Source organism: Bacillus sp. JJ722, from assembly GCF_036963345.1.
Classification (GTDB): domain Bacteria; phylum Bacillota; class Bacilli; order Bacillales; family DSM-1321; genus Bacillus_AD.
In genome coordinates this window covers 1-10686 of sequence record NZ_JBALMO010000108.1, presented here as the reverse complement: position 1 = coordinate 10686, position 10686 = coordinate 1, and the positions used below count along the sequence as shown (strand labels likewise).

6 protein-coding genes, 2 pseudogenes and 1 other annotated feature are annotated in these 10686 nt (G+C 35.5%); of the genes and pseudogenes, 6 read left to right on the top strand and 2 right to left on the bottom strand.

What is annotated here, in order from left to right:
• Positions 1-612: 612 nt before the first annotated feature.
• The 3 genes from V7014_RS14430 to V7014_RS14420 all read left to right on the top strand — a co-directional run bounded on the left by V7014_RS14430 (position 613) and on the right by V7014_RS14420 (position 3871).
• Complete coding sequence (locus tag V7014_RS14430) at positions 613-783, top strand: DUF6273 domain-containing protein (RefSeq protein ID WP_335508135.1); 171 nt, start codon at positions 613-615, stop codon at positions 781-783.
• Positions 741-1157, top strand: coding sequence for a DUF6273 domain-containing protein (locus V7014_RS14425; protein ID WP_335508136.1), 417 nt, complete (start codon positions 741-743; stop codon positions 1155-1157). The genes V7014_RS14430 and V7014_RS14425 overlap by 43 nt, the downstream gene beginning before the upstream one ends.
• A gap of 662 nt (positions 1158-1819) precedes the next feature.
• Positions 1820-3871: a peptidoglycan D,D-transpeptidase FtsI family protein gene (locus V7014_RS14420; RefSeq protein WP_335508134.1), complete on the top strand. Its 2052-nt coding sequence runs from the start codon at positions 1820-1822 to the stop codon at positions 3869-3871.
• Positions 3872-4043: 172 nt separating this feature from the next.
• Here the strand turns inward: V7014_RS14420 and V7014_RS14415 are convergent, their stop codons facing one another.
• Both V7014_RS14415 and V7014_RS14410 read right to left on the bottom strand, forming a co-directional pair.
• Positions 4044-4622 carry a sensor histidine kinase gene (locus tag V7014_RS14415; RefSeq protein WP_335508133.1) on the bottom strand — a complete coding sequence of 193 codons (579 nt, stop codon included), beginning with the start codon at positions 4620-4622 and terminating at the stop codon, positions 4044-4046.
• Positions 4541-4870: pseudogene (locus V7014_RS14410) on the bottom strand (response regulator); the annotation flags it as partial. The gene V7014_RS14415 and the pseudogene V7014_RS14410, both read right to left, overlap by 82 nt.
• 301 nt (positions 4871-5171) lie before the next feature.
• Between V7014_RS14410 and V7014_RS14405 the strand changes: the two are divergent.
• The 3 genes and pseudogenes from V7014_RS14405 to metG form a co-directional block, all read left to right on the top strand.
• Positions 5172-6374 carry an MFS transporter gene (locus V7014_RS14405; RefSeq protein WP_335508132.1) on the top strand — a complete coding sequence of 401 codons (1203 nt, stop codon included), beginning with the start codon at positions 5172-5174 and terminating at the stop codon, positions 6372-6374.
• 618 nt (positions 6375-6992) lie between these two features.
• Positions 6993-8612 (top strand): ribosomal protection-like ABC-F family protein, encoded by a 1620-nt coding sequence (gene abc-f, locus V7014_RS14400; protein ID WP_335508131.1) that lies wholly within the window; start codon positions 6993-6995, stop codon positions 8610-8612.
• A gap of 53 nt (positions 8613-8665) precedes the next feature.
• Positions 8666-8924: a binding site (T-box leader), on the top strand.
• A gap of 35 nt (positions 8925-8959) precedes the next feature.
• Positions 8960-10606, top strand: a pseudogene (gene metG / locus V7014_RS14395) (methionine--tRNA ligase); the annotation flags it as partial.
• Between the last annotated feature and the right edge of the window lie 80 nt (positions 10607-10686).

The window sequence follows — 10686 nt, the reverse complement described above, 5'->3', positions numbered from 1 at the left end:
AACACGTAGAACAGGCCAATGAGTTAAAGCTTAGACACGGGTACAATGTTGCAGAATCCACGGGTCTAATTGGTATGCATATACAGGGTGCTATGTCCATATTTACTGTAAATTTAAAAAGAATCATGACGCTCATGAAAGAAACAAAGTAAATAGAAACAGAAAGAAAGGCTACTCTTCGTCCGAAATGGAACGAAAAGTAGCCTTTTTATCTTTCATGCCCTGGATGAAATAAAAAACGAAAGTTTTTCAGTGCCCTCTCTTTTGATGGTCTCTTTTTAATCGGCTTATTTCTCATAGTGAGGTAACGGTATGTTTTCATTAAATAAATAAAAGTGCGTACTGGCTGTCTGCTTAAACCGTATATAATTGAACGGTGGCGATCAGTGAGTACTGTACATCATCTTAGTACTGTTTTATACAGTGCTTTTTTTGCTTTAAGGGTTTATGTGATTTATATATTCGAGTTAGAAAAGATTAAACTAGATACAAAAAGGAGGAGATTTTATTGGAAAATCATAATATTGTTTCCACGCCGCAACGGAGCGCAAAGCCCGGCGAAATTATTACTTTCGGCACTTATCCGCAGACCGAACGCCGATAAAGTGGAGGGTGTTGCATAATTCTGGTAGAGAGCTGTTCATTTTGAGCGAGTATATTTTGGACTGCAGGCGATATCAAGGCGAGAGCGTGGATATTACGTGGCGTGACTGTGATTTGCGCAAGTGGCTGAACGATGAATTCACAATACCGCATTCAATGCCGCTGAAAAGGAATTTATAAAGACGACTTATTGTACGGGCAACGGAGAAGGCAGCCCGGATACGGAGGACAAGTTTTTTTTGCTTAGCGTTACCGAGATAAAGGATTTATTTGATATACACGGCAAGGATTTGCGGCGCGCCGTTGGAACGGACTTTGCCAAAATGAAAAAACCTGATGGATGCAGCTTATATGTATATGATAAAACGAACAAAGATAACTATATCATCAGAAGCGGTCAAGAAGTTGGCTGTTCCTGGTGGTGGCTGCGAACGCAAGGAAACAAGCCTTCGCGTGCGTTTTTTGTCGGTCCAAGTTGCAGTATTCGCAGCTATGCGAATGTCAGTCTAGCCCGTGACGGCGTGCGCCCCGCTTTAAAAATGAATCTTCAATGATAAAAAGCGGGGCGTTCCACGGGCCTTCCCCGACAGCGTTTCGTAGGAAGTCATCTCCACCCCACTTCACTGTGATAAACTACACCGACAAGTACAACACAGTGAGGTAATTATTCACAAAGTGGTATTAATTCTACTCATAAAAAAAATATAATTGTGAAGAAAATGGTAGAATTAACTGATGTTGAAGGACGAAGGTCTATATAATTTTATTATTAGTTAGATTAAATGAACTGAATTTTCCTAGTGAAACAATTACGTTTGTGAATAAATGTATTTAAACAATCAGGTGCAAGAGCTTAAGACCAAGACTGCCAAAGAGCAGTCTTTTTTTGTTATGCTGCTAACGGAGCAGCATAGTAAAAAACGAAGGGAACGCCATTTAAAATGTATTTCCATTCAGTTAAAATACTCGATTCTGATTGGAAAAATATTTCGAAATTTTCACGTAATTATCATTTTATAAATCAGGGTGATCTTATTTATATTCATTAAAAAAGTGTAATCAGTAAAGAAACAGCAAATATTATTAATAATGATTTGTTACAGGTTGTGACAAGAGGGAATGGGTACAACCTCAACCAGTAATACTTTTTATATACTTTTTGACTTATGTCCTTATTTATATTTTTATTCTTAATTGAAACTAAAGGAGACTTAACTTGAAAAAACAAAAGAAGACACCTCAGAAAAAATTGATGTTGAGATTAAATATTTTGTTTTTTATTATTTTTATCTTATTTGTTGTGCTCATCGTTAGGCTTGGAGTAGTACAAATTATCCATGGTGAAGATTATACGCGTGAGGTAAATAAAACGGTTAAGAAAGAAGTCAAATATTCAACTCCTAGAGGGAAAGTCTATGATAGATACAATAGGTTGATTGTAGATAATGAATCTACATACGCTATTGTTTATACAAAAGAAGAGGATACTTCTTCGGAAGAAATGCTCTCAGTAGCAAAAGAATTATCTCACGTAATAAGCATGGATACAGAAAAGCTAACGGAAAGAGACTTAAAAGATTATTGGATTCTAACAAGACCAGAACAAGCTGAAAAGAAAATAACTCAAAAAGATAAAGAAACGACGACTTCTGATAACGACTTATATAAGCTGCAACTAGAACGTATTAACTCTGATGACTTAGCTTCTATTACTAAAGATGAATTAGAGGTCGCTGCCATTTTTAGAGAGATGAAGAAAGGGTATGCATTTGAACCGCAAATAATAAAAAATGAAAATGTGACAGATCAAGAGTTGGCTATTGTAAGTGAACAAATAGAAGTATTTCCTGGAGTGGATATCATTATAGATTGGAAAAGGTACTATCCGTATGGAGATACATTTCGATCGGTGCTAGGAAATGTATCATCTAGTGAAAGTGGATTGCCGAATGATAAGTTAGATTATTTTCTAGCTAGAGATTATAGTCGTAATGATCGTGTAGGGATAAGTCAATTGGAATCACAGTATGAGGATATATTACAAGGTGAAAAATCTATAGTTGAAATTGAGACGAATAAAGCTGGAGATGTAATTCAACAACAAACTAGTACTGGAAGTGCAGGGAAAAATTTAATATTAACTATCGATATGGAATTGCAAAAAAAAGTTGAAGAAGTACTAACAAAAGAATTAATTTCTGCTAAAAACAGTGGTGGAGGAGAATTTTTAAACAGTGCTTTTGCTGTAGCTATGAATCCACAAACGGGAGAAGTACTATCCATGTCAGGTAAGAAATTAGAAAAAGTGAATGGGAAAACAACGGTTGTGGATCATGCGCTGGGAACTATTAATGGAACTTTTGAAATGGGTTCAGTAGTAAAGGGAGCCACTATTTTAACTGGATATGAGACAGATATTATTAAACCAGGTCAATATCTTCTAGATGAACCAATCTATCTTAAAGGAACGAAAGTTAAAAAATCTTATACAACAATGGGAAGAATAAATGATTTAACGGCACTTCAACGTTCATCAAACGTATATATGTTTAAAGTGGCTATAGGAATGTTAGGTGAAACCTATTATAAAGATATGACATTGCCTATAAAACCAGAGGCATTTGAAACTTTTCGTTATTATTTTAATCAATTTGGCTTAGGAATTCGTACAGGAATTGATTTACCAAATGAATCAACAGGATTACCTGGTAGAAAGTATGATCCTGGTTATCTGTTGGATTTTACTATTGGACAATATGATACCTATACTCCTATACAACTTGTTCAATACGTATCTACGATAGCTAATGGTGGTAATAGAATACAGCCACATTTATTAAAAGAAATCACGTACCCTTCGATCACTCCAAGTGAAATGGAAGTATATGAAACGAAAGAAACAAAAGTACTAAATAAAATAGATATGAAAGAGAGTGAAATTAAACGAGTACAGGAAGGGTTTAGAAGAGTTTATCAAGAACCAGGTGGGACAGCGTATTCGTATTTTGGACACGCTCCTTATTCGCAATATAAAGTAGCTGGTAAAACAGGAACAGCTGAATCATTTTATTATGATCCAATAAAAAAATACCTATATAAGGAAAAACCAACATATAACCTAACCTTAGTAGGATATGCGCCTTATGATAATCCTGAGTTGGCCTTTGCAATAGTCGTACCTAATACAAAAACAGACTCTCATCCCGTGAATCATAAAATAGGACAAGGAATCGTTAAGGCATATTTTGATTTGCAAAAAGAAAAATAGAGTGAAGTAAAAACTTATTTTATAAAAAGTTTGCAATTATTTTTACGAACTTTTGTAAACATAGGCGTATCATTGTATAGCTTAAACTGTTATCAAGCATAAATTTTCCCTTAGGAAGGTTTATGCTTTTCATAACAAAACATTTAAGTTACATAAATCCAGACAAGGTTCATTATCCCTTTTCATATAGTGGAAGCTCCACGTAAATCGTGATTATATCTTTGTTCAGTGAGGCACTTGCACGACCGCCCATCTGTTCCGACAACTTCTGGACAATTGATAAGCCAAGTCCTGTATTTTTGCTTCTTGCTTTGTCTGCTGTATAGAAACGGTCAAACAAGCGATCTATTTCAATATCGCCTGATTTTTTCACGAGATTTGTAAATGAAACGACTGCATTCTCTTTGTTTTGAATGGCTACTTTAATGGTGCCAACAGAATGTGTCACACAGTTTCGGATTAGATTGTGGACGATTCTAACTGTCATCTCCTTGTCGGCAAATACAAAAACAGGTTGTGTTTCTTCAAGGTGTACGGTTAATTGATTTTCTTCAAAAACAGCGATTGAATCTGCTAAACACTCGGTTACGAGGTTGGTCAAATTGAGTTGTTTTATATTCGGTTGAGATTCGGCATTTAACAGGTAGGAATATTCAAAGAACTGTTCAATTAGATTCCCCATTTCATTAGCGTGTTTTTGGGCAATTTGTAATTGCTTTTGTTGTTTATCAGACAGCTCTCCTTTTTCCATAAGCTGCTGGTACTTTTATAGGGAAGCATAATATCAAGTAAAATTAAGTCATACATATGGTTTTTCATTTTTAGCACCAGTTTGAACGGGATAAAAAGGAGGCAATAGATGAATACGATCTTAATAATTGCGCCTAAATCGAAAGGTTTTGTAATATAGTCATCCGCACCAAGCTTTAATAAATCTATTTTTGTGCCAATCATATCTTTAGCAGAAATGATGATAACAGGGACACCAGAAAATGAACGAACTTCTTTGAGATAACGAGGATGTTAGCTGAAGCACTAACCGATGCAAACTATAAAGTAAAGACAGCCAATACTGGCATAGAAGGCATGAAGACGCCCACTTCTTCGTACTTGGTATCTTTGGGAATAATTTTAATTTTCTTTCTTTATGATTAAGTATAAGATAATTCATTTTGTAAATGTAAATTTATTAATATATAAAACTTTTATAATTTGCTCAATTGTAACTCGTTCGATATGATTAACTAAAAATAGTACAACAACAGAATAAATAGGTAGTAAAGGAGTAAAAAAATAGAATATGCGTAAGAATAAATTTGTAGTCACCATGCTTTTGTTGAATATTTTTATTGTTTTCGTAGGTATTGGCTTGATTATTCCAATCATGCCGACCTTTATTAATGAAATGCATCTTACTGGTAGTATTATGGGCTATATGATGGCAGCATTTTCGTTGACGCAATTCATTATGTCGCCATTTGCGGGCAAATGGATTGATCGTTTTGGAAGAAAAATTATGATTGTAATAGGGCTGTTTATTTTCTCACTTTCTGAACTTATTTTCGGTATGGGAAAGAGTGTAGAAGTTCTATTCTTATCAAGAATTTTAGGTGGTGTCAGCGCGGCATTTATTATGCCAGGGGTAATGGCATTTATGGCTGATATTACTACCGTTGAAGAGCGTCCAAAATCAATGGGTTATATTTCTGCTGCCATTAGTTTAGGGTTCATTATCGGTCCAGGTATTGGTGGACTCATAGCGGAATTTGGTGTTAGAGCACCGTTCTATTTTGCAGCCGTCATTTCATTTATTGTGGCTATCATTTCATTGATCGTTCTTAAGGAACCATTAACGAAAGAGCAGTTAAGTGAGAGAGCTGCTGTTAGTGCTAAGAGCAATTTCTTTAAAGAAATTATGAAGTCTTTCAAACCTATGTATTTAATCGCATTCGTTATTGTATTTATATTAGCATTTGGTCTTTCAGCGTATGAAACGGTATTTAGTCTATTCTCTGATCATAAGTTTGGGTTTAATCCAAGAGATCTCGCGGTTATTCTAACAGTTTCATCACTCATTGCAGTTATTGCTCAAGTGTTCTTATTCGATAGAATGGTAAATGTAATGGGGGAGAAGAGACTTATTCAGCTTTGTTTAGTTGTAGGTGCCAGCTGTGCTGTTATTTCAACCGTTATTGGGCACTTCTGGATTATTCTATTGAACACTTGTCTTATTTTCTTGGCGTTCGATTTATTGCGCCCAGCATTAACAACTTTCCTTTCGCGGATGGCTGGTAGTGAACAAGGATTTGTTGCAGGGATGAATTCTGCTTATACAAGTTTGGGGAATATTATAGGTCCAACTACAGCAGGGATCCTGTTCGACATAAATATTAACTTCCCATATCTGTTTTCAGGATTAATACTAGTGATTGGTTTAGTCATCACTGTATTTTGGCGTGAAAAGCAATTTGTGAAAACGGCAAACCCTCCTTTAGATTTCTAAAAGAGGGTTTGCTTTTCATTTAAAGATAAGAAAGTATAAAATTTTTGCGCGATGTCTAGCNNGACTTCACCATCCTCCCTACGATAAGTCAACATCAAATCGCTAACCGCTCTTCGTGTTTCCTTTATCTCAGTCGGAAGGCTCCAGTCCATACGGAGCTAAACGGGCGCTTGCGCTTTTCTTTTGATAGGGATTTTCATAAAATAATGCAAGTTAAACACAACATTGACATTAACTGAATAGTATGTAATTATTAAATTAATTAACGGAAGGGAAAAGGTATCTAATACAATGAAGTACTAATCTTATCTAATTAAACAGTAAATCTAAATAATTTTTTAATGGGAGTAACGGGATAGCTCTATCCAAACTGTCTAAGTCACTTGTTTTTATGAATAAGTAAGACGGGGGTAGTCTGTACATTTGAGCCTATCAAGAACCCATTTGAATTTTTGAAAAGATTATGTTTAGAGATGAGATTCGTTCGTTCATTTATAGGTACTAATTTCTTACGCGTATACTTTTTCTGTTTGTGTAATACAGGTGAAGTATGTTTAATTTGTGTATAAACGATTAGTAGCGGACGGACTCTCTCTAGCCATTAGAGGGGGTTTTTTTATGTTGTTTTTAAAAGCAAATGAGTTGAAAAAAAGTTATGGTGATCGTGATATTTTATCAAATGAGTCATTATCTATCTACAATCATGATTGTATCGGTTTAGTTGGGAAGAATGGAGAAGGCAAAACAACATTGCTTTCGATATTAGCAGGTGCTCAGGAATCTGATTCTGGACACATTGAAAGATATGGGACAGTTGCTTATATTCCTCAGTTAGAGGAAACAGAGCAAGAGGTGAGTGCATTATTAGCGAGTAAATGGCATTTACCAGATGAAAGTCAAGACATGGTTAGTGGTGGCGAACGTACTCGAAGAAAAATAGCAGCGGCATTAACTTCTAATGCGAATGTTCTCATTGCGGATGAACCTACAAGTCATTTAGATGTTGTGGGCATTGAACAACTTGAAAAAAATTTGCAGTCTTTTCATGGAGCTATTTTGCTAACTTCACATGATAAAGCATTCTTAAATAAACTGTGCACGAAAATTTGGGAAATCGATCAAGGAAAACTTACCGAGTATGAGGGTAATTACGACGAGTATTTGAAACAAAAAGATCAACTTAGAGAAAGAGGACTTAAAGAATACGAAGAGTATGTTCAAGAAAAAAATCGTTTAATAAAGTCTGCTCAAAACCTCCAAGCTAAATCGCATGGCATTAAGAAAGCGCCAAGTCGGATGGGGAATTCAGAAGCAAGACTTCATAAGCGTAGTTCTGAGCAGATAAAATCGACATTAAATCGTTCAGTTCAAGCGATCGAAACGAGAATTGAGAAGTTAGAGAAAAAAGAAAAACCAAAAGAAGAAGCCGCAATCATTTTTGATATTTCAGAATTTCCTTCTTTGCATAGTAAACGAGTCATTCAGTTTAATGGGTGCTCATTGAACATCAATTCTACTACGTTAAAAGAACATATTTATGGAGATGTTCCGTTAAAAAGTAGACTGGCAATTATCGGACAAAATGGTTCAGGTAAATCGACTTTATTAAATAAAATCATCGAACGGTCGTCTGAATTGACGGTTGCAAAGCCAGCAAAGATAGGCTTCTTTGCTCAACAGCAAGAAAATTTAGTCGACAATAAAACGATACTAGAAAATATATTAGAAGATAGCCCGTACAATCAATCATTTATCCGAACCGTTCTATCAAGATTAGCTTTCAAACGAGATGATGTTTATAAGCAAGTTTCTGTATTAAGTGGTGGAGAAAGAATGCGCGCTTCATTAGCTAAAGTGTTTTTAGGCAATTACAATGTATTGATTCTTGATGAGCCTACAAACTATTTAGATATTAGTACGAAAGAAGCTTTAGTTGAGGTTTTGCAGGCGTATCCAGGGACGATTGTATTTGTTACACATGACCGTTCATTAGTACAGTCACTTGCCACTCATACTCTTTCATTTGAAGAATCAAATCCGAGAGTAAGGGCTACTAATCATCAGCGGACAAACAAAAATAAAGCAGTTCAACACCAAGAGGATGAACTGCTTGCGATAGAAGTACAAATTATTGATGTGCTTGGGAAATTGTCGGTTGCTGCAAATGAAGCAGAAAAGCAGGAGTTAGATCAGAGATTTCAACAGTTATTGAAAAAGAAAAAGCAGTTAAAAAGCTAATCTTCTGATATTATTTGCATTAAAAGATGGAAAAGCATAAAATAATGACAAATACAAAAGCGTTGAGAAGGAAAAGTAAATAGGGCAGTATTTGATAGAGAGCTTCTGATGGTGGAAATGAAGTAAATGAACCCTGTTGAAAATGACCTTTGAGCTTCGTACCGAAAGCGATGAGCAAGTAGACTACGACGAGATCGGCACTCGTTACAACAGCAGCAGTATCCCAACAATACACTTGGCGTACTGATTGAGGCAAATAGTGTGAGCTATTTGTAAATGTAGGTGGTAACACGGGAGATACTCGTCCTAATCGTAATGATTAGGGCGTTTTTTTATGCAAAAAAAAGGAGGAATTTATTATGACAATTGTTATTGGAGGAGCATGGCCATACGCAAATGGTTCCTTACACTTAGGACATGTCGCATCACTACTACCTGGCGATATTCTAGCTAGATATTATCGGCAAAAAGGTGAGAAAGTGTTGTATGTTTCTGGTAGTGATTGCAATGGAACACCAATCTCAATACGAGCAAATCAAGAGCATACAACGACTGAAGCAATCGCTAATCGCTACCACGAAGAATTTCTAGAATGTTTTCAAAAGCTGGGATTTTCCTATGATTTGTATACGAGAACGGATGCCAAGCATCATCATGAATCAGTCCAGAAAATATTTCTGCAACTTCTTGAAAACGGCTACTTATACAAAAGAAAAATAGAGCAAGCTTATTGTGAATATGATCATCAATTTCTGCCTGATCGATTTGTAGAAGGCATCTGCCCTAATTGTGGAGCAAAAGCGAGAGGTGATCAATGCGATCATTGTTCTGCTATATTGGATCCGCTTGATTTACTGGATAAGCAATGTAAAATTTGTGGCAAAGAGCCAATTATAAAGGAAACGGAGCATTATTATTTTTCATTTAGTCAATTTCAACAGCAGCTAGAATCTTTAGTTGCGCATGCTGAAGTTGAAAAGCGATGGCGTGAGAATGCGATTTCATTAACGAAAAGGTACTTACAAGAAGGTCTGCCTGATCGAGCGGTAACTCGTGATTTACCAAATGGCATCGATGTTCCAGTAGAAGGATTTGAAGGAAAGAAAATTTATGTTTGGATAGAAGCTGTTGCAGGTTATTTAACAGCGAGTATGGAGTGGGCTAAACAAAATGGGGAAAACATAGATGATTTATGGAACGAGGAAACGATATCTTACTATGTTCATGGTAAGGATAATATACCGTTTCATTCGGTCATTTGGCCAGCTATTCTTCTAGGCATTGAGAGTCCGACTTTGCCTACACATATAATCTCAAATGAATATTTAACGTTAGAAAAACGAAAATTGTCTACAAGTCAAAAATGGGCGGTTTGGGTTCCTTATATATTAGAAAGATATAATCCCGATTCCATTCGTTATTTTCTAACAGTGAATGCTCCAGAAAATCGCGACACTGATTTTTCTTGGAGAGAATTCATTTATAGTCATAATGGCGAATTATTAGGGGCGTATGGTAATTTCGTAAATCGAACGCTAAAGTTTATTGATAAATCTTTTGAAGGTCATATACCTCAAGGTGAGATTAATAAACATATACAAGAGCGAACAAAAAGACTTTATGATGAAATAGGAGTACAAATTGAGCAAGGACAATTCAAACAAGCATTAGAAGATATCTTTAAATATATTAGGGAAGCCAATCGCTATTTTGATGAACAACAGCCTTGGATTCAAGTGAAGGAAAACGTAAGAGCAGGCAATGATACATTAGCTACTTGCGTGTATATCATTAGCAATTTAGCTCAATTACTCCAGCCATTCTTACCTTTCTCAACAGAGAAAATACGACAAATGTTACAAATTAAAACTATTGAATGGCAGGAACAAACAATATTACCTGTTTTGATTCATACTGTAGAAACCTTGTTTGAACGGTTAGATGTAAAATTAATAGATGAAGAATTCAATCATTTAGTGAATTCTTCTAAATAATAGTAATTGAGAAAACAAAAATGAAAAGCCCTTCTGATTGGAGGGGCTTAGATTCGAGTAGTTTATTTATCCCGTTCAAA

Coding starts and splice junctions, on each gene's coding strand:
- V7014_RS14405 (WP_335508132.1), top strand. CDS start 5,172: ATGCGTAAGAATAAATTTGTAGTCACCATGCTTTTGTTGAATATTTTT.
- V7014_RS14415 (WP_335508133.1), bottom strand. CDS start 4,622: ATGGAAAAAGGAGAGCTGTCTGATAAACAACAAAAGCAATTACAAATT.
- abc-f (WP_335508131.1), top strand. CDS start 6,993: ATGTTGTTTTTAAAAGCAAATGAGTTGAAAAAAAGTTATGGTGATCGT.